The sequence below is a fragment of the Streptococcus sp. 3109 genome (genome assembly GCF_013276905.1).
GTDB lineage: Bacteria > Bacillota > Bacilli > Lactobacillales > Streptococcaceae > Streptococcus.
Genome location: NZ_VMLY01000004.1, coordinates 168,434 through 189,246, shown reverse-complemented (window position 1 = coordinate 189,246; position 20,813 = coordinate 168,434). Strand labels below are relative to the sequence as shown.

Annotated in this window: 17 protein-coding genes and 2 pseudogenes; 4 read left to right on the top strand and 15 right to left on the bottom strand. The window is 40.7% G+C overall.

Annotation, left to right across the window (positions count from 1 at the left end; genetic code table 11):
• Positions 1–255 precede the first annotated feature (255 nt).
• Positions 256–2,580 carry a formate C-acetyltransferase gene (gene pflB, locus HT698_RS03195; RefSeq protein ID WP_000260631.1) on the bottom strand — a complete coding sequence of 775 codons (2,325 nt, stop codon included), beginning with the start codon at positions 2,578–2,580 and terminating at the stop codon, positions 256–258.
• 237 nt (positions 2,581–2,817) lie between these two features.
• Here pflB and dinB point away from each other — a divergent pair, with 237 nt between their 5' ends.
• Positions 2,818–3,879 (top strand): DNA polymerase IV, encoded by a 1,062-nt coding sequence (gene dinB, locus HT698_RS03190; RefSeq protein WP_173217917.1) that lies wholly within the window; start codon positions 2,818–2,820, stop codon positions 3,877–3,879.
• A 32-nt stretch (positions 3,880–3,911) separates the two neighbouring features.
• On the opposite strand, the gene HT698_RS03185 is transcribed toward dinB, so the two are convergent.
• Positions 3,912–4,757 carry an undecaprenyl-diphosphate phosphatase gene (locus HT698_RS03185; RefSeq protein WP_173217919.1) on the bottom strand — a complete coding sequence of 282 codons (846 nt, stop codon included), beginning with the start codon at positions 4,755–4,757 and terminating at the stop codon, positions 3,912–3,914.
• 60 nt (positions 4,758–4,817) lie between these two features.
• Positions 4,818–6,707 carry a DUF2207 domain-containing protein gene (locus tag HT698_RS03180; RefSeq protein WP_173217921.1) on the bottom strand — a complete coding sequence of 630 codons (1,890 nt, stop codon included), beginning with the start codon at positions 6,705–6,707 and terminating at the stop codon, positions 4,818–4,820.
• Positions 6,708–6,845: 138 nt separating this feature from the next.
• On the opposite strand from HT698_RS03180, the gene HT698_RS03175 reads away from it, so the two are divergent.
• Both HT698_RS03175 and HT698_RS03170 read left to right on the top strand, forming a co-directional pair.
• Entirely contained in the window at positions 6,846–8,411 is a 1,566-nt protein-coding gene (locus HT698_RS03175) for an ABC transporter substrate-binding protein/permease (protein ID WP_173217923.1), read from the top strand.
• The gene (locus HT698_RS03170; RefSeq protein WP_000189476.1) at positions 8,411–9,175 is read left to right on the top strand and encodes an amino acid ABC transporter ATP-binding protein; all 765 of its coding nucleotides are present in this window, start codon (positions 8,411–8,413) and stop codon (positions 9,173–9,175) included. The genes HT698_RS03175 and HT698_RS03170 overlap by 1 nt, the downstream gene beginning before the upstream one ends.
• 188 nt (positions 9,176–9,363) lie before the next feature.
• Here the strand turns inward: HT698_RS03170 and HT698_RS03165 are convergent, their stop codons facing one another.
• The 10 genes and pseudogenes from HT698_RS03165 to rpmB all read right to left on the bottom strand — a co-directional run bounded on the left by HT698_RS03165 (position 9,364) and on the right by rpmB (position 17,915).
• Positions 9,364–9,579: a hypothetical protein gene (locus HT698_RS03165; RefSeq protein ID WP_001130036.1), complete on the bottom strand. Its 216-nt coding sequence runs from the start codon at positions 9,577–9,579 to the stop codon at positions 9,364–9,366.
• A gap of 106 nt (positions 9,580–9,685) precedes the next feature.
• Positions 9,686–9,799: pseudogene (locus tag HT698_RS10275) on the bottom strand (SPFH domain-containing protein); the annotation flags it as partial.
• Between the two features lie 538 nt (positions 9,800–10,337).
• Positions 10,338–11,588 carry a threonine ammonia-lyase IlvA gene (gene ilvA / locus HT698_RS03160; protein WP_000952975.1) on the bottom strand — a complete coding sequence of 417 codons (1,251 nt, stop codon included), beginning with the start codon at positions 11,586–11,588 and terminating at the stop codon, positions 10,338–10,340.
• Positions 11,589–11,638: 50 nt separating this feature from the next.
• The gene (locus tag HT698_RS03155; RefSeq protein WP_173217925.1) at positions 11,639–11,995 is read right to left on the bottom strand and encodes a ketol-acid reductoisomerase; all 357 of its coding nucleotides are present in this window, start codon (positions 11,993–11,995) and stop codon (positions 11,639–11,641) included.
• Between the two features lie 83 nt (positions 11,996–12,078).
• Positions 12,079–13,101, bottom strand: a complete 1,023-nt coding sequence (gene ilvC, locus HT698_RS03150) for a ketol-acid reductoisomerase (protein ID WP_000290683.1) — start codon at positions 13,099–13,101, stop codon at positions 12,079–12,081.
• A 65-nt stretch (positions 13,102–13,166) separates the two neighbouring features.
• Positions 13,167–13,643 (bottom strand): acetolactate synthase small subunit, encoded by a 477-nt coding sequence (gene ilvN / locus HT698_RS03145; protein WP_001253803.1) that lies wholly within the window; start codon positions 13,641–13,643, stop codon positions 13,167–13,169.
• Positions 13,636–15,336 (bottom strand): acetolactate synthase large subunit, encoded by a 1,701-nt coding sequence (locus HT698_RS03140; RefSeq protein ID WP_060805182.1) that lies wholly within the window; start codon positions 15,334–15,336, stop codon positions 13,636–13,638. The genes ilvN and HT698_RS03140 overlap by 8 nt, the downstream gene beginning before the upstream one ends.
• 200 nt (positions 15,337–15,536) lie before the next feature.
• A complete protein-coding gene (locus tag HT698_RS03135) occupies positions 15,537–17,204 on the bottom strand; it encodes a DAK2 domain-containing protein (RefSeq protein ID WP_173217927.1) in 1,668 nt (555 codons plus the stop codon).
• Positions 17,205–17,206: 2 nt separating this feature from the next.
• Positions 17,207–17,572, bottom strand: coding sequence for an Asp23/Gls24 family envelope stress response protein (locus tag HT698_RS03130; protein WP_050089938.1), 366 nt, complete (start codon positions 17,570–17,572; stop codon positions 17,207–17,209).
• Between the two features lie 154 nt (positions 17,573–17,726).
• Positions 17,727–17,915, bottom strand: a complete 189-nt coding sequence (gene rpmB, locus HT698_RS03125; RefSeq protein ID WP_001140948.1) for a 50S ribosomal protein L28 — start codon at positions 17,913–17,915, stop codon at positions 17,727–17,729.
• Positions 17,916–18,118: 203 nt separating this feature from the next.
• Here rpmB and HT698_RS03120 point away from each other — a divergent pair.
• Positions 18,119–18,280: pseudogene (locus tag HT698_RS03120) on the top strand (helix-turn-helix domain-containing protein); the annotation flags it as partial.
• A 130-nt stretch (positions 18,281–18,410) separates the two neighbouring features.
• Here the strand turns inward: HT698_RS03120 and HT698_RS03115 are convergent.
• Both HT698_RS03115 and HT698_RS03110 read right to left on the bottom strand, forming a co-directional pair.
• Complete coding sequence (locus HT698_RS03115) at positions 18,411–18,677, bottom strand: glycosyltransferase (RefSeq protein WP_240147164.1); 267 nt, start codon at positions 18,675–18,677, stop codon at positions 18,411–18,413.
• Positions 18,678–19,179: 502 nt separating this feature from the next.
• Positions 19,180–20,724, bottom strand: a complete 1,545-nt coding sequence (locus HT698_RS03110) for a peptide chain release factor 3 (RefSeq protein WP_173218060.1) — start codon at positions 20,722–20,724, stop codon at positions 19,180–19,182.
• Positions 20,725–20,813: the final 89 nt, after the last annotated feature.

Here is a 20,813-nt window from a genome sequence, read left to right as displayed (position 1 = left end):
TGAGCCGTTTCAGCGGACTATAGTAAAATAAAATAAGAATAGGACCAATCGATCAGGACAGTCAAATCGATTTCTAACAATGTTTTAGAAATAAAGGTGTACTATTCTAGTTTCAATCTATTATATTTCAGATTCGGTCCACTATTCCTTCCCAAAAACATTGCATATTGCGCCGAAGGAATTGCTCACACTATCCCAAGCACAAAACCCTCAGTCGATTGACCGAGGGTTCCTTTTCATTATTCAAAAACTTGATTAGCTCAATGCATCCAAGGCATCATCCATTGAAAGAACTTCGTGGAAGACACGTTGTGTCAATTCAGTTTTTTGTTCTGGAGTGAGGTATTTAGTGTTTACACAGTATCCAGAGATACGTACGATAACGTCTTCGCCTGACATGATCTTTTCGTAAACATCGTTCAAGTCCATAACGTTCAAGTTAACGTGTTGTCCACCGTTTTCGAAGTAACCATCAAGGATTGTTACCAAGTTATCAACTTGTTCGTCACGAGTCTTACCAAGAGCGCGAGGTGATACTTGTGTAGTCAATGAGATACCATCAGCTGCATAACTAAAGTCAAGGCTAGAAAGTGAGTTCAAGTTTTGCAACCATCCACCTTTAGCTTTGTTAGATGGGTTAGCACCTGGTGAGAAGAATTCAAGTTTAGACAAGTTCACAGAACCATCTTCGTTGAGGTATACACCTTTGTGGACTGGTGAGTTACCAGTTTGTTTAGAGTAAGCAACGTTAGATGTGATTGTCAAAAGTGATACAGTAGCTTCTGCGTCTTTATAAAGTTTGTGGCTACGTAGACGAGTAGTGTAAGCTTCGATCAACCATTCTGCCAATTCGTTTGAACGTGGGTCATCTTCACCCCAACGTGGGTATTCACCGATTGTTTCGTAATCGTAGATGTAGCCATTTTCATCACGGATTGGTTTAACTGTAGCGTATTTGATAGCTGACAATGTATCAACAGTGTTAGCAAATCCACAGATACCGAATCCCATGTTTGCACGTTGTTTAGTTGGCAAGAAGGCCATTTGAACAGCTTCGTAGTTGTACTTATCAGTCATGTAGTGGATGATGTTCAAAGCATCTACGTAAGTGTCAGTCAACCAGTCAAGAGATTTTTCAAAGTTAGCTTTAACTGATTCAAATTCAAGAACTTCGTCACGGATTGGTTCAATGTCAAATACTTTGTAGTCTTTGTGAACATCGTCGTAACCACCGTTCAAACCAGTAAGAAGGGCTTTCAATACGTTTACACGCGCACCGAAGTACTGGATGTTGTGGCGTTGCTCTTCATTTTCTGGGTCAAGTGGAGACACACAGCATGAAATACAGCTCATTTCACCATATCCGTCTTTAGCCATTGTTGTTACACCTTCGTATTGGATAGAAGAGTGTTTGTGGCTCATGTGCATACAGTAGCGACGGAAGTTGTATGGCAATTTATCAGTCCAAAGAACTGTCAAGTTTGGTTCTGGAGAGTTACCGATGTTGTCAAGTGTGTTCAAGAAACGGTAGTCCATCTTAGTAACACGGTGACGACCGTCGTTACCCATACCAGCCATAGAAGTTGTAATGAATGTTGGGTCACCTGAGTACAATTGATCATAAGCTTTTGTACGAGCAAATTTAACTGTACGAAGTTTCATAACGAAATCATCAACGAATTCTTGGATTTCTGATTCAGTAAATGTACCACGAGCAAGGTCACGTTCTGCAAAGATGTCCAATACGATTGGCACACGTCCAAGAGATGTTGCAGCACCGTTGATAACACGGCAGACAGACATGAAGGCGATGTTAACCCATTGGATTGCTTCTTTAACGTTCATCGCTGGTTTGCGAACATCAACTCCGTAAAGGTCACCCAAGCGAACAACTTGTTGCAATGCTTGGTATTGAAGGTTGATTTCTTCACGAAGACGGATTGTTTCTTCATCGATTTCTTCGATTGCATTCCAGTCGTTTACTTTTTCTTGCATCAAGTAGTCTGCACCGTAAAGAGCAAGACGTGCGTAAACACCAATGATACGTCCGCGTGAGTATGCATCTGGAAGACCAGTTACAGTGTGAGCGTGACGAGCGCGACGGATGTTTGAAGTGTAGGCACGGAAGATACCGTCGTTAACTGTTGTTACGTATTTAGTAAAGATTTCGTGAACAGCTGGATCTGGTTCGTATCCATTTTCTTTCAAAGTAGTTTCAGCCATACGGATACCACCTTTTGGCATGAAGTTCAATTTGAAGAGTTCATCGTTTTGGATACCGAAGATAACTTCGTTTTCTTTATCGATAAATCCTGCTGGAATGTCAGCAATAGATGTTGGACGAGTGTCCATTGGGAAACGAGTTTCTTCGTAGTGAGCCTTAGTTTCTTCTACAATTTTTTTGATGTGAAGTGAACGTTCTGTTGGTCCTGCGAGGAAGCTTTCATCTCCATCGTAAGGTGTGTAGTTAGCTTGTACGAAGCGTGATACACTTGCTTTTTCTTTCCAATCTACGCCTTTGAAGCCTTCCCAAGCTTTGTCAAAAATATCTTGTGCTTCAACAACTGTTTTAACAACCATGTTAATGTCCTCTTTTTTCTTTCTAGTAACAACCATCTGTTACATTCATGAGTCAAGTATACCATACAGTAACCGATTTCAACAAGCGAAAAATCCCTATTTTTACACTTTCTTTTCTAAAACAGTCTATATTTTACTCCAAACTGTATTATATTTTTGAAAAAATTATACCCTTTTTTCCTTTTTTCAGAAAAAAGGGTATAATAAAAGAAAATAAGCTGTAAAAAGGTGCTAGGCATGTTGATTTTCCCCTTATTAAATGATTTGTCAAGAAAAATCATCCATATTGACATGGATGCCTTTTTTGCTGCGGTAGAAATCAGGGATAATCCTAAACTCAGAGGAAAACCTGTCATTATCGGAAGCGACCCTCGGCAAACAGGTGGACGTGGTGTCGTTTCCACTTGTAGCTATGAGGCTCGAGTTTTTGGTGTCCATTCAGCCATGAGCTCCAAGGAAGCCTACGAACGTTGTCCCCAGGCCGTCTTTATCTCAGGAAATTATGAGAAATACAAATCTGTGGGACTCCAGATTCGATCTATCTTTAAGCGCTATACAGATTTGATTGAACCTATGAGCATTGACGAAGCCTATTTGGATGTGACAGAAAATAAACTCGGGATCAAGTCAGCGGTCAAAATTGCTCGCCTCATTCAAGAGGATATCTGGCAAGAACTCCATCTAACTGCTTCTGCTGGCGTTTCTTACAACAAATTCTTGGCTAAAATGGCCAGTGATTATCAAAAACCACATGGTTTGACAGTGATTCTACCTGACCAAGCTGAGGATTTTCTCAAACAAATGGATATTTCCAAATTTCATGGAGTAGGAAAAAAGACAGTCGAACGTCTTCATCACATGGGTGTTTTTACTGGCGCTGACCTACTTGAAGTTCCTGAAGTGACCCTAATAGACCGATTTGGCAGACTGGGCTATGACCTTTATCGAAAGGCTCGTGGCATTCACAACTCTCCAGTTAAATCAAATCGCATCCGTAAATCAATCGGCAAGGAGAAAACCTACGGGAAGATTCTCCGTGCCGAGGAAGACATTAAAAAAGAGCTGACTCTTCTATCAGAAAGAGTCGCTCTCAATCTCAGTCAACAAGAAAAAGCTGGAAAAATTGTCATTCTGAAAATTCGCTACGAGGACTTTTCAACTCTTACTAAACGAAAAAGTCTGGCTCAAAAAACACAGGATGCTAGTCAGATAAGCCAAATCGCCCTGCAACTCTATGAAGAGTTAAGCGAGAAAGAAAGAGGTGTCCGCCTGCTGGGGATTACCCTGACTGGATTTTAAAACCTTGAAGAGCTGCCCCTTCAAGGTTTTTCTTATACAAATAAACGGACAAAACTGTAAAGTAGCAAAACACTACCAAGCACGATACGGTATTTACCGAAAAGGGTAAAGTCGTGTTTTTTCACATAACTTGTCAAGAAACGAATAGCTACCATGCTGACTGCAAAGGCTACTCCCATCGCAACCAAGAGCAAAAACAATTGCCCAAAGCTCAAGAGCTGTCCTGCTTTCACAAATTTGAAAATCTTTAAGGCACTAGCTCCAAACATAACTGGAATTCCAAGATAGAAGGTAAATTCTGTCACAACAGAACGACTAGTTCCATTCAACAAACCACCGACAATCGTTGCTCCAGAACGGCTTGTCCCTGGTAAAAGGGCAAGAACTTGGAAGAGGCCGATATAGAAGGCTGTCGTATAAGGAAGCTTGTCCAACTCTGTTACACTTGGCTCGATAGCACGCGCTTTATTGCGCTTTTCCAAATAGATAAAGGCAATCCCATAGATAATCAACATGAGAGCAACAGAAACCATGTTATGGAAGTGGGTGTCAAACCAATCATCAAATTTAAAGACGCCAAGCAAAGGCAAGGTCGCAATCAAGACCTTCAACCATAGTCTCCAAGTCTTACGAACTTCCTGTTTGTCCTTAGTCTGTTTAAAGGGATTTAGTTTATTAAAGTAAATCACCATGACTGCTAAAATAGCACCAAGCTGAATCACGACATTAAACATGGACATAAAGGCTTCGTTTTGATTTTGGTATTGGATAAACTCCTCTGCTAAAATCAAGTGACCTGTACTAGAAATGGGCAACCATTCCGTAATTCCTTCAACAATCCCGAAGAAGATAGATTTTAAAATTTCAATAAGATACATAGATTACTCCTTTTTCTATCTTCCATTATAGCATATTTTTTCAGCCAGTGATAGCTCTCTTTAAAAGGCGCCGATACTGCCGCCACCTCCGCCTTCAGAGAAGCCACCGCCAGAACTTCCACTTCCAGAAGATACGGAGTAGGTACTTGCTGTATTTGCGATGCTGGCATAATGGCCCATTTGCGCGCTTGAATGATAAAACATACTATGCCAGCCATAAGCTACATAGAGATTGATATCTGGATTTTCTACTTGGATGTGATGAACCTTCATCAAATGGCTGACCTTGTCCGCATAGCCAAATAGGGTCGCATAGACCAAGAGGCGATTCCAGACCACAATACTTTCCAATTCAGCCTGATCCAATCGTGCAATCTCACGTAACATATTTTCAAAACTGGTCCAGAGATAGTAGACTTCTGCTCCTGCTTCATTTAGGACACCATCACGATTATCTAATCGAAGCTTCCAATAATAGAAAACAGCCAAAACCAAACCTAGAAAACCAAGTATTGGCAAGGGGAGGTAAAGATAGCCATAAACGTCCAAACTGTACAAGAACAAACCAAATCCAATAAATAGGGGCAAGATAGTGGAGAGTCCCATACCCGCTTGCAAGGCCTTTTCCCCACCAGTTAAAGGACGATAATAATCTGGAAGTCCCCAGAAGATAACCCGATTTCTCACTCCTTCTTGCATCTGGTTCAATACTTCTTCAAAAGAAGATTTGAGCTGACGCCCCTTTGCTTGAATCCGTTTTTCATCAGAGACTTTTGCTCTACGATAAAGACTATCAGATACCTTGTAATCCGCAAACAAATTGGAAAGAGTTTCTTCTTTTTTGCCTGAAAAGGCCAGATTTAGACAGTCTTTCTCAAAGCTTGACAAACCATCTTCTTTTACTAGCCTCAAACCAACTGCATCTCCTTCTGAAATAATAGAAACATTCCCACGGTCTATCACATCTAGCAAGGTAGCTTGAATAAGTTGGTCAAAGGTGAATTTTCCAGCTCCCTTGACCAAGGGACTCACTTCCTCCAAGGAGGTAGAGTAGACAGCCTCTGATAAAACCATAGGCTCTAATTCCATTGGTGGCTCATAGAGACGATGATTTTTGGCATATTTGACTGAAGGAGTGGTCTTTCTTCTATAGATAAAATAGAAGCAGACACTCAATAACAAGGAGATAGAAAGTATCGAAGGTAAGACCCAAGTAAGGAGTTGTTTACTTTGCTCTTTTTCTTTAACAATCGAGTCTTCTACCTTATTAAATTCTTCTAAATGATTTCCTTTCAAACCCTGATCCCTAGCGCTAGCAAAATCAGTTCGAGGCCAGTATGCATGCAATTCAACCCCACGCTTAGCCGGAAGATCGTCTAAACGAATGGTATAATCAAGGCTACTCTTTTCAATCGTTCCCTCTCTAAAAAGTTTGCCTGTATGGAAAAAGAGTTTTTCAGCTCCCTTGTCTCCCCTTACATGAAATTCAAACTTGCCAATAGCCCCTGAACTATCTGTTAAAGGTTGCCAATTTAATTCAGCAATGTCATCATATAGAAAAAGCAAATTTTTCAAGTTCCAAACGAGGTCAACTTCAACTGTGTCGCCTTCTTGACCTGGATTATAAACTTTAACAGTATAACCATCTGCTCCTTCTATCACTTCGCTCGTAACATCTGTCAGTTCAGCACCATTTTTCGCAGCCTGAACCTTTGGATGAGAATCAATCTCAAATCCGCTAGGCATCTTGCCAGCACGTCCAAGTCCCACGATTTGGCCCTTAAAGTCCTCCTCAAACTGATAAACTATCTTCTGTCTAAATTCTGCCGTATTATCTGCATGAATATACAAATCCCCTTGATAAGAGTTTATCTTGAAATCAATGGCAAAAACAGAGAATGGCAGAAGGCAAAACAAGCCTAAAACAAATAAGAAAAAAGTTTTTTTCATCAATTAAGCCCCCTTTTTATCTTTCTTATCATTATAGCATTTTTTCGTAAGTAAAGGCTTACTTATGTTGAAAAATTACGCATTTTTCGATAAAATAGGAGACAGTTATTTTTTAATAGATTAGAAATAGGAGAAATCATGAAAAAAATATACTTATCTATTTTCACAAGTCTCTTGCTGATGCTAGGACTTGTCAATGTTGCCCAAGCCGATGAATATTTACGCATCGGGATGGAAGCAGCATATGCTCCCTTTAACTGGACCCAGGATGATGATAGCAACGGAGCTGTTAAAATCGATGGAACCAACCAGTATGCTAACGGATACGATGTTCAAATCGCCAAGAAAATCGCTAAGGACTTAGGGAAAGAACCTTTGGTTGTTAAAACCAAGTGGGAAGGTCTAGTCCCTGCCCTTACTTCTGGTAAGATTGACATGATTATCGCAGGTATGAGTCCTACTGCTGAGCGCAAACAAGAAATTGCCTTTTCAAGCAGTTACTACACTAGCGAACCAGTTCTACTAGTCAAAAAAGATTCTGCCTACGCAAATGCAAAATCTTTAGATAACTTTAATGGTGCGAAAATCACTTCTCAACAAGGTGTCTACCTTTACGATTTGATTGCACAAATCCCAGGCGCTAAAAAAGAAACAGCCATGGGAGACTTCGCTCAAATGCGCCAAGCTCTTGAGGCTGGTGTCATCGATGCCTATGTTTCTGAACGCCCTGAAGCACTGACTGCCGAAGCCGCTAACTCTAAGTTTAAGATGGTTCAAGTAGAGCCAGGTTTTAAAACTGGGGAAGAAGATACAGCTATCGCTATTGGACTTCGTAAAGATGACAATCGTATTAGCCAAATCAATGCCAGCATTGAAACCATTTCAAAAGACGACCAAGTTGCCTTGATGGATCGTATGATCAAGGAACAACCTGCCGAAGCTACAACAACTGAAGAGACTAGCAGTAGTTTCTTTAGCCAAGTCACTAAAATTCTTTCTGAAAACTGGCAACAACTCTTGCGTGGTGCTGGTATCACTCTTTTAATCTCTATCGTCGGAACCATCATAGGTCTCATTATCGGTCTTGCCATTGGTGTTTTCCGTACTGCTCCTCTCTCTGAAAACAAAGTCATTTACGGCCTACAAAAACTAGTCGGCTGGATTCTCAATGTCTACATTGAAATTTTCCGTGGTACACCAATGATCGTTCAATCGATGGTTATCTACTATGGAACTGCCCAAGCTTTCGGGATCAACCTTGACCGTACACTAGCTGCTATCTTCATCGTTTCAATCAATACCGGTGCCTACATGACTGAAATCGTCCGTGGTGGTATCCTAGCGGTTGACAAGGGACAATTTGAAGCTGCGACTGCTCTTGGTATGACCCATAACCAGACCATGCGTAAGATTGTCCTACCTCAGGTTGTCCGCAACATCCTACCAGCAACTGGTAATGAATTTGTCATCAATATCAAAGATACATCTGTATTGAACGTTATCTCTGTTGTCGAACTTTATTTCTCAGGAAATACCGTGGCAACACAAACCTATCAATACTTCCAAACATTTACAATCATCGCCGTGATTTACTTTGTCCTCACCTTCACCGTAACACGTATCCTACGCTTCATCGAACGCCGCATGGACATGGATACCTATACTACAGGTGCTAACCAAATGCAAACGGAGGATTTGAAATAATGACACAAGCAATCCTTGAAATTAAACACCTCAAAAAATCCTATGGCCAAAACGAAGTGCTAAAAGACATTTCTCTGACTGTCCACAAGGGAGAGGTTATCTCTATCATCGGAAGCTCAGGAAGCGGGAAATCGACCTTCCTACGCTCCATTAACCTTCTTGAAACACCAACCGATGGACAAATCCTTTATCATGGACAAAACGTCCTCGAAAAAGGCTACGACCTCACGCAATACCGTGAAAAGTTGGGGATGGTGTTCCAATCCTTTAACCTCTTTGAAAATCTCAACGTGCTTGAAAACACAATTGTCGCTCAGACAACTGTCCTTAAACGCGAACGTACAGAAGCTGAAAAAATTGCTAAAGAAAACCTGGAAAAGGTCGGCATGGGAGAACGCTACTGGCAAGCCAAACCAAAACAACTCTCAGGTGGTCAAAAACAACGTGTGGCCATCGCTCGCGCCCTTTCAATGAATCCTGACGCTATTCTCTTTGATGAACCAACATCAGCTCTCGATCCAGAAATGGTTGGAGAAGTCCTCAAAATCATGCAGGACCTGGCTCAAGAAGGCTTGACCATGATTGTTGTAACTCACGAAATGGAATTCGCCCGTGATGTCTCTCACCGTGTTATCTTCATGGATAAGGGTGTAATCGCTGAAGAAGGCAAACCAGAAGACCTCTTCACCAATCCTAAAGAAGACCGTACAAAAGAGTTCCTTCAACGCTATCTCATACTCAATGAAAATCAAAGAGCAAACTAGGAAGCTAGCCGCAGGCTGTACTTGAGTACGGCAAGGTTAAGCTGACGTGGTTTGAATTTGATTTTCGAAGAGTATCAAATAAAAAGAAAAGGCTGCATCAACCGTGCAGTCTTTTTGCTGTCCAAAATGAAAAGGCAGATTCTCTATCTCTACTACTTGAGGGTCAGGAATCCGCCGTTATCCAAAGATTAATCTTCAAATTTTTCATGATTTTTTTCATAGAAATCAATTAGGCCTAGGGCTGTTTCAAATGAAATATTTTTTACTTTTGCACGACCCTGCGCCAGAGCAATGATAGACATTTCACGCGCATTCGTTTCTTTAGAGATACGGTAGCCTGTGATTTTCTTATCACGAACCCAGCCAACAACTGATTCTACTTTTTCAAAGTTTGACTTAGCCATGTTTTTCTCCTATTTTCTTCTTTACAATATTTAATTGTATACGTTTTTACTACTTTTGTCAATAAAAAAACATATATTCAACGAAAATAATTAGTTCATAATTTTCTTACTTCCTTTTTAAAGCCGATAATATATAGGTTTTGCTAGCCTCTACACCATAAATATTTGCTAATAAAAATATTGTATTATTACCCTCTTGAGGCGCAAAATTATTCAAGCTTTTAAAAAAATGCTTCTCTATTTCCGTAAGATAGCTTATTTCTTCGATTTAAGAACTGAAGATGACAGTTCTAACCTTTAGAAATCCAAGCCTTCACTAGCTCAAAAACTCCTATCTTTCTTCCTCAAAAAATCATCTGATAGATAGCTATTCCTTATATCCTTCAAATTCATCACTCATTTGGATATTGAGGTGCTAGCCTAAAACCAAACACCCGATTCTCTAAACCATCCTTAATAAAGATGACAAGACAGATAAGCTCAGTCAGTTGCTCATATATCCTTTTAATATGATATATTTGTCAGCAAAAAGAAAGCAAATCACATCTTAAAGACCGTGTGAGTTTACTTTTCAAAATAGACGGGAAATCAAAATGAAGGATGGAAATCTGAGCCAAACATCATAAGTGCTATAATGAACAGAAGTAAGAATTGCACGATAAGTTTCCTAAAACCATAGGAATCGCCCCCTTTCTTCATCTTCATTATAGCACCTATACATCAGTTGTGCAAATAATATGATATTTTTTTATTAGCCCTCAGACAAGCATATTATAAAGCGTTTCATTCCCATTTAAGTTAATATAAGCCGGATCAAAACCTTCCATTCGACGAATCAATCCTGCATAATCATGCTTATCTGCCAAAGCGATCCCAATCAATACAGGCCCTGTTCCCTTGCTAGCTCGTTTGATATACTCAAAACGTGTGATATCATCATTTGGTCCCAGGATATCATTTACAAACTCACGCAGAGCACCTGGACGCTGTGGAAAATTGACCACAAAGTAATGCTTGATACCATCATAAATCAAGGCACGTTCTTCCATTTCTGGCATACGGTTGATATCATTATTTCCTCCAGAAATGATACAACAAATGGTTTTCCCCTTGATATATTCAGCTAAAACTTCTAAAGAAGCGATACTAGCCGCTCCAGCAGGTTCTGCAACAATCCCTTGCTTGGAGTAGAGGTCAATCAAGGTTTCAGAAATCAATCCCTCATCAACACCTACTAAGGTTTGAACATGTTGACGGGTTGCTTCATAGGTCAACTGTCCTACCTTTTGCACAGCAATCCCATCCGCAAATTTGTCAATTTCCTTGAGCTTAACAGGTCCACCAGCTTCAAAGGCAGCCTTCATAGAACGCGCTCCATTCGCCTCTACTCCGATAACCTCAATCTCTGGACTTGTTTCCTTAATATAAGTAGAAACCCCAGCAATGAGACCACCACCTCCAACAGGAACTAAGACAGCATCAAAATCAATCGATTCTTTTCGAGCTTCTTCTAAAATCTCATAAGCAACAGTCCCTTGACCTGCTTGGACATGAGCATCATCAAAGGGATCAATAAAGGTACGATTTTCAGAGACTGTAAATTCTTGAGCTGCTTTAGCTGAGGCATCAAAGGTATCTCCAACTAGTTTAATGGTCACGAAATCCCCACCAAAAAAGCGAACCTGCCCAATTTTTTGTTGCGGAGTAGTAATGGGCATAAAAATAGTAGCAGGAATTTTCATCTCATTACAAGTATAGGCAACTCCCTGCGCATGATTTCCCGCAGAAGCGCAGACTACTCCACGCTCACGCTCTTCCTTGCTGAGCTGAGAAATAGCATAATAGGCACCACGAATTTTAAAGGAACGAACACGTTGGGCATTTTCCTTTTTCAAATAAATCTTAGCACCATACTTCTCCGATAAATAATGGTCATAATCAAGCGGTGTATTCACAACCACACCGTTCAAGACTTTATGAGCCTTGATTATATCTTTTGAACTTAACATATAAAACCTCTTTTTCTATAAAAAACAGTCACTAATGACTGTTTTTTTAGTTATTCATCTCCAAAAACTTCAGCAACACTTTCATGATATTTATGAGCCATACGAATTGAAAACTCTTTAGGAAGTTCATAACGATTTGTAGAAATCCAATCATATAACCATTCTGCCAAACTTTCTTCACTATCATTACGATGGAAGATAAAATAGTTTAAAATTTCTTTATATTCTACATCATTCAAATCCAGCGTGTCTACAAATTGACTACGAGGAACAAAATTAGAATCTAATTTTCTTAGTTGATCTGTCAATTCTCCCAATTGTAAATCCAACTGAAAAAATAATTTTTGCAGTTGCCTATCATTCTCATCACATCCTGTCTTGATAGAAAACAAATTGGTAATGTTCATATGATTTCAACTCCTAAATAAGTACATCTAATATCCCACGAATAGCTGAAGCTACTATTTTAGCAAAATTCTTTGCTTTCTAATTAGTTATAGATTTTGAATGCATCATCGTCGTTTTTACCAACGAAAGGCATTGCTTTACGCAATTCTGCACCAACTTTTTCAATTTCAAGGTTAGCTGCTTGTTCACGGTAAGCAGTCAATTTTGGACGTCCAGCTTTATAGTCATTGACAAAGTCATTTGCAAATTTACCATTTTGGATGTCTGCCAAGACAGCTTTCATGTTTTCTTTAACTTGTTCAGTGATTACACGTGGACCTGATACATAGTCACCGTACTCAGCAGTGTTTGAAATTGATTGACGCATTTTCTTGAATCCACCTTCATAGATCAAATCAACGATCAATTTCATTTCGTGAAGAACTTCAAAGTAAGCCAATTCTGGAGCGTAACCTGCTTCTGTCAAGACTTCGAAACCTGCTTCGATAAGGGCAGTCAAACCACCACAAAGTACAGCTTGTTCACCAAACAAATCTTCTTCAGTTTCTTCTTTGTATGTTGTTTCAAGAAGACCTACACGAGCTGCTCCAACACCTTTACACCAGTCCATAGCAATGTTTTTCGCATTTCCTGTTGCATCTTGGTATACGGCGTAAAGAGCTGGAACACCAAATCCTTCTTCATAAGTACGGCGTACCAAGTGTCCTGGTCCTTTAGGAGCACACATGAAGACATCTACATCTGCAGGAACTTTGATAAACTCAAAGTGAATGTTGAAACCATGGGCAAATCCAACTGCATTTCCAGCTTCCAAGTTTGGAGCGATTTCTGCTTCGTACAATTCTTGTTGGATTTCGTCTGGTGCCAAAATCATGATAACATCAGCCAATTTAGTTGCTTCTGCTACTGTATAAGTGTCAAATCCGTCTTCTTTTGCTTTGTCAAAAGATTTACCTGGACGTACACCGATGATGACATCGCGACCTGAATCACGCAAATTTTGCGCATGCGCATGTCCTTGTGAACCATAACCGATAACGGCAATTTTTTTACCGTCAAGTGCTGCTACTTTAACATCTTTTTCGTATTCCATTTGAACTGCCATAGTTTTTCTCTCTTTTCTATTATTTATTGCCTTTTAGGCTGGTTTAACAAATTTAAGTTGGATTTTTAATCACGGGTAAATCCTGTTGCACCCGTACGAGCGATATTGCGAATACCGTATGGTCGAATGACTCGCAATAGAGCTTCACTCTTTTCGGCATTTCCTGTCATTTGAATGGTAATCGAGCTTGGCGCTACGTCTACCACTGTTGCACGGAAAGGTTGAATAATCGCTAGAATCTCAGCTCGCTTCTCAGCTGGCGCTGACATCTTAACCAAAATCACCTCGCGTTCCAAGTGTGGTTTATCCGTAATATCTCGAATGCGAATCACATCAATCTGACGATTGAGCTGCTTGATGATTTGCTCCACTTCATCATGTGAAGCTACATCAATAATAATGGTGATACGCGATACATTCGGATCTTCTGTTGCTCCAACAGAGATGCTTTCGATATTAACCTGACGGCGAGACAGGACACCGGTAAAGCGATTGAGGACTCCCGAACGATTTTGTAGTTTTGCTGTTAACATTCTACGCATGGAACTTCACCCCCAACATCTCATGATTGCTCTTACCAGCTGGCACCATTGGTAACACCTGCTCCTTACGAGAAATATCTACCTCGATTAGCATAGGAACATCCTCAGTGATGACTTCAAGGTCTTGAGCCAAGGTCTCAGGATTGTCAAATTTATAGTTTTTAATACCGTAAGCTTGTGCCATCAATTGGAAATCAGGAAGGGTATCAAAGACTGACTCAGATGTTCTACCTTCATAGAAGGATTCCTGCCACTGACGAACCATTCCAAGTGAGTGGTTGTTCAGCATAACCACCTTGATTGGCACCTTGTAAATGTTCAAAATCGCCAATTCCTGATTAGTCATTTGGAAACCGCCATCCCCAACAAACAAGACTACTTCCTTATCTGGGTTAGCAATTTTAGCCCCGATTGCTGCTGGAATTCCAAATCCCATGGTTCCTAAACCACCTGAAGTCACTAACTGACGTTCATTTTGGTAGGGATAATACTGGGCTGTCCACATTTGGTGTTGACCTACGTCTGTGACCACAATGGCATCTCCGTTAGTTAATTCACCAATTCGTTCAATAACAGCTTGCGGTTGAACTACACGCTCTTTCTTATCATAAGAACGAACGCGGTTCTTGTCTTTGGTAACTTTTTCAATCCATTTCTCAGTATTGTTATGAACTGTTGGTTCTGCTAGCAACATTTGCAAGGCTTTCTTAGCATCTCCAACTACAGGAATATCTGCACTGATAATCTTACCAATCTCAGCTGGGTCAATATCAATGTGAGCAACCTTAGCATTCTTAGCAAAAGTCTTTGGATTCCCCGTCAAACGGTCATCGAAACGGCAACCAATACTAATCATAAAGTCCGCTTCCGTCATGGCAATATTAGCTGCGAATGACCCGTGCATGCCTCCCATTCCAAGGAAGAGTGGATGACTCGTTGCAATCGTTCCTTGTCCCAAAAGACTGGTTACCACCGGAATTTGATAGCGTTCTGCAAATTCATTTAATTCTGCAGCAGCTTCAGCATAACTAATTCCACCACCAGCTAGCAAGACTGGCTTTTTAGCCTTGGATAATTGCTTCAAGATTTTCTTGATTTGCATATCATTTGGCTCAAGAGTCGGCTGATAGCTTGGTAGGTTCACTTCTGATGAATAGATGAAGTCTGTTTCTAAAGCAGATACGTCTTTAGGTAGGTCAATTACAACTGGCCCTGGACGGCCTGTAGTTGCGATATGGACAGCTTCCGTAATGATACGAGGAATATCAGCTGTCTCACGAACTTGGTAATTGTACTTAGTGATTGGCATGGTAATTCCCACGATGTCTGCCTCCTGAAAGGCATCCTTCCCAATCCCTGCTCGCGCCACCTGACCTGTAAAGACCAAAAGGGGAACACTATCGCTCATGGCATCCGCAATCCCTGTAATGGCATTTGTTGCTCCCGGTCCGCTAGTAACGACGGCAACACCCAACTTTCCAGTTGATTTAGCATAACCTTCAGCTTCATGCAGACAGCCTTGCTCATGGCGTCCTAGAATGTGGCGAATGCCTTTAAAATTATATATCGCATCATAAAAAGGCAAGACTGCACCACCAGGATAGCCAAAGATGGTATCAATTCCTAAATCACGAAGTGTTTCCAAAACTAGGTCAGACCCCGTCTTAGGAGATTCTAAACTGATTTTCTCCATTGTTCCCCTTTCTTTCCTCTTAAAAATAACTTGTTACTATCATACCACTTTTTCAAAATTTTTCAAGACAAAAGAAGAAATTTTCTGAATTTTCTATTTTAACGTTTATTTATGAATGTTATTTTGGTTTTTATTTAAAAGATACCGATTTCATTATTTAAAAAGAAAAAAAGAACTGATTTCTCAGTCCTTCATTAATCTTATTCTACACTAAATAGGTATGGGTAAACAGGTTGTTGACCTTGGTGAATCTCGACTTCAACGTCTTCGAATTCTTCTGCGATTTCTTGAGCAATTTCATTGGCAAGTTCTTCGCTTCCGTCTTCACCGACATAGAAGGTTACGATTTCACTATCTTCATCCAACATATGTTTCAAAGTTTCTGTCAAGGTTTGGTGCATGTCAGGGTTTGACACGAGAATTTTCCCATCCACCATACCTAGATTATCATTTTCATGGATTTCTAAGCCATCAATGGTTGTATCACGCACAGCTGTTGTGACGCTTCCGCTAACGACATCGCTAAGAGCAGCTGTCATACGCTCTTGGTTTTCTTCGATGGACTTACTTGGATCAAAAGCAAGAAGACTTGTCAAACCTTGAGGAAGAGTGCGAGCTTCCACCACTACTGCTGGTTGCTCCAAAACTTCTGCTGCAGATTGAGCTGCCATGAAGATGTTTTTGTTGTTTGGCAGGAAGATAATGTTACGAGCGTTGACCTGTTCAACAGCCTTGATAAAGTCTTCTGTTGAAGGGTTCATGGTTTGACCGCCTTCGATAACATAATCCACACCTTGAGAACGGAAGATATCTGCTAGACCTTTACCAGCCACCACGGCAATCAAAGCATACTCTTTTTCTTCAGCTGGCTTGCTAACTTGAGCAGCTTCTTTCTCAACCTGTGCTTCGTGTTGGTTACGCATATTGTCAACTTTTACCTTGACCAAGCTACCATATTTGAGACCTTCTTGCATGACAAGTCCTGGATCTTCTGTATGGACATGGACTTTGACGATTTCATCATCATTGACAACGAGGAGAGAATCTCCAAGTTCATTCAAGTAGTTACGGAATTCATCGTAGTCAAAATCTTTGGCATAGGTTGGACCTTGCTTAAGAGCTACCATGATTTCAGTACAGTAACCAAAGTTGATGTCCTCAGTCGCCACATGACCAGCCACAGACTTGTGGTGCTCTGCATTGATCATTTCACTCATGTTGGCAGGAGTGGCTACAAAGTCCTCAGATGCAATATATTCGCCAGTAAGGGCTGAAAGGAAACCTTCGTAGATGAAAACCAATCCTTGACCACCCGAGTCCACAACGCCAACTTCCTTCAAGACTGGAAGCATGTCTGGTGTTTTAGCTAGAGCTGTTTTAGCACCTTCTAAAGCTGCGCGCATGACTTCAACAGCGTCATCTGTTTGCTCAGCTTTTTTCTTAGCACCGATAGCAGCACCACGAGAAACTGTCAAAATCGTTCCTTCAACTGGCTTCATCACTGCCTTATAGGCAACTTCCACACCTGATTGGAAGGCAAGGGCCAAGTCTTGACCTGTTAACTCGTCTTTATCCTTGATGGCTTGTGAAAATCCACGGAAAAGCTGAGACGTAATAACTCCTGAGTTCCCCCGCGCACCCATCAAAAGACCTTTGGCAAGAATGCTCGCTACCTCGCCAACTGTAGAAGCTGGCTTGTCTGCAACTTCTTTAGCACCATTTTCAATGGTCATTCCCATATTTGTCCCAGTATCTCCATCTGGAACAGGGAAGACGTTTAATGAATTGACATATTCAGCTTGCTTATTCAAGCGAGTTGATGCAGCCTGCACCATTTCTTGAAATAAGCTAGTAGTAATTTTTGACACGGTTATTCTCCTACAACTTTGATATTTTGAATGTAGACATTTACAGTCTGAGCAGTAATTCCAAGCTGGTTTTCCAAGCTAAAGGCAACACGCTCTTGAATGTTTTTTGACACTTCACTAATCTTTGTTCCGTAGCTCAACACGGTATACACATCAACTGCAATGCTTCCATCTTCGGCTGCCTTTACGACGACACCTTTGGAATAATTTTCCTTACCTAGAAGGGCTTGGAAATTATCTTTGAGGGCATTTTTACTAGCCATACCGACCACACCAAAAATCTCAGTTGTTGCACCGCCTACGACAGTTGCAATCACTTCATCTGTTAGTTCGATTTGACCATCTTTTGTATTAATTTTTACAGTCATCCTTTTTACCTCAACTAGTTGATACTCTATTTTATCATATTTCAGCCCAAGTGTAAAAGCAGAATACTGTATCAGCGGATATTTACTCTGCTTTTAAAATGATTTTTTCGCTATGACAAAAGAAAAAGACCCTGAGGTCTCCTTGCTTTTATTATTAAACGCGTTCAACTTTACCTGATTTCAAAGCACGAGCTGAAGCCCAAACTTTTTTAGGTTTACCATCGATAAGAACAGTAACTTTTTGAAGGTTTGGTTTTACGGCACGTTTTGTTTGGTTCATCGCGTGTGAACGGTTGTTTCCTGATACAGTCTTACGACCTGTAAAGTAACATACTTTAGCCATTGTGTTTTCCTCCTATTAGATCTAATATAGCGGATGTGCTAGCACCACATACCGTACTATGTTATCACACTTTCTTCATTTTTGCAAGGGAATTGGAAGATTTTTTTATTTATTGTGATTCGAATGCGATAATGTCTTTAGTAAATCGAACGTGAAAATGTCCCATTTGGTAGAATAGTCATATGAAAAGGATCCAACTGAATATGAATGAAACGAAAAAATATCTTGTGATAAAAGCTATAGACCAAGGAAAGAAAACAAAGAATCGAGCCTGTGTCGAACTCAATCTTTCTGAAAGACAAATCAATCGTCTGCTACTAGTCTATCAACAGAAAGGAAAAGAAGCCTTCAGACACGGAAACAGAGAATTGGAAGATTTTTTATTTGTGTCTTAAATCAGATTTTACGTGACATTTTCTGCTCTTCACATGTCATTGTTGATTAACAAAAAACAACATTGAAAATAGGTGTATAAAAATCATCTCTAACTACTACTCAGGAGATGCCTGTTAAGTCTAAGTACCACAGCTCATCTATCGGTTTTCTCACTATAATATCCAAGTCTAAATACAATACACGAACCTCACTTACATACTTAGGGATAAAATACCTAAATAAGGTAGCGTAAGAAAGTCCCTCAAAGGGTAAACGATAATCTTTCAGAATACTACTGTCAATCGGAAAATCATCATTAAAAATATAAAACTTCCGATTATCATAACGAATACACAGGGACTTTATTGTTGTTTCAACTTTATTCATACTGAGCATTACCTGCGCCTAAGACAATCGCTTTTTTCTCGTCTCTCATTCTCTATCTCATTTCTTTTTTATTCCCATCATATGTTTGGGGAGCTTACTTTCCATTATGACGGCAAAGCGTTTAGATAAGGCTATTTTTTACACCACGACACGGGGCTTGGCAAATCGATTCCATTTGCCAAACGTAGTTAGTAAAGCAGTTAGCTAGACCACTCACTACCAGTTACGACGGAAAGTTTTACGAATCTATACCATTCGTGGACTTTGCCTAGTGAAGCGTTTAGGTAAGGCTATTTTTTACATTACGACACGGAGTTTTACAAATCGATCCTATTTGCCAAACGTAGTTAGTGAGGCAGTTACCGCTTGCTAACTGTTACGACGTAAAGTTTTACGAATCGATATTATTCGTAAAACTTTACTAGTGGAGCGCCTAGCCAAGTTCCATAGAAACTTGGCGTTAGTTACTTAGATTGTTACACAATCAAGTAACTTTGGCGATCTACATTTTTTCTTCCAACTCTACATCTGGATACTTGTCCGCAAACCAACGGAGGGCAAAGTCATTTTCAAAGAGGAAGACTGGTTGGTCAAAGCGGTCTTTAGCCAAGATATTGCGACTTGACGACATGCGTTCATCCAAGTCCTCAGGCTTGATCCAACGAACGGTCTTTTTCCCCATTGGGCTCATGACGACTTCCGCATTGTACTCGCCCTCCATACGGTGCTTAAAGACTTCAAACTGGAGTTGACCTACAGCTCCCAGCATATACTCGCCTGTTTGGTAATTCTTATAAAGCTGAATAGCCCCCTCTTGCACCAGTTGCTCAATCCCCTTGTGGAAGGATTTTTGCTTCATGACATTCTTGGCAGAAACTTTCATGAAAATCTCAGGTGTAAAGGTTGGCAGTGGTTCAAATTCAAATTTGTTTTTCCCAACTGTCAAGGTATCCCCAACTTGATAAGTACCTGTATCGTATACACCGATAATATCACCCGCCACGGCATTGGTTACATTCTCACGACTTTCCGCCATAAACTGAGTAACATTTGACAGCTTAGCTCCCTTACCAGTACGAGGCAGGTTGACACTCATACCACGCTCAAATTCGCCTGATACGATACGGACAAAGGCAATACGGTCACGGTGACGAGGGTCCATGTTGGCTTGGATTTTAAAGACAAATCCTGAGAAATCCTTGTCGTACGGATCCACAACTTCACCGTCTGTTTTCTTGTGTCCATGTGGTTCTGGAGCAAACTTGAGGAAGGTCTCAAGGAAGGTCTGCACACCAAAGTTTGTCAAAGCTGAACCAAAGAAGACAGGTGTCAATTCTCCAGCAAGGATAGCTTCCTCTGAAAACTCATTTCCAGCTTCATTTAAAAGTTCAATATCATCTTTGACTTGCTCGTAGAAAGGATTGCTACCAAAAAGCTTATCCCCATCTTCTAAACTAGCAAAACGCTCATCCCCCTTGTAGAGCTCCAAGCGTTGATTATAGAGGTCATACAAGCCTTCAAAAGCTTTCCCCATCCCGATTGGCCAGTTCATCGGATAGCTCGCAATGCCCAATACTTCTTCCAATTCTTGCAAGAGGTCCAGTGGCTCACGACCGTCACGGTCCAGCTTGTTCATAAAGGTAAAGACTGGAATGCCACGGTGTTTCACAACCTCAAACAATTTCTTGGTTTGCGCCTCGATACCCTTGGCAGAGTCCACAACCATGACCGCAGCATCCACCGCCATCAAGGTACGATAGGTATCTTCTGAAAAGTCCTCGTGCCCTGGGGTGTCTAGGATGTTGACGCGCTTGCCATCGTAATCAAACTGCATAACAGATGAAGTCACCGAAATCCCACGTTGCTTCTCGATATCCATCCAGTCAGACTTGGCAAAAGTCCCTGTTTTCTTTCCTTTTACGGTACCAGCCTCACGAATCTCACCCCCAAAGTAGAGCAACTGCTCCGTTATGGTTGTTTTCCCCGCGTCCGGGTGGGAGATGATGGCAAAGGTACGACGTTTCTTAATTTCTTCTTGAATATTCATAAGTTCTCTTTCTTTAGATTCTCTATTTTCCTTGTTTCGATAGCTAAGAATGATTTTTACATTGGATTTTACCATTCCTTTCAACACTC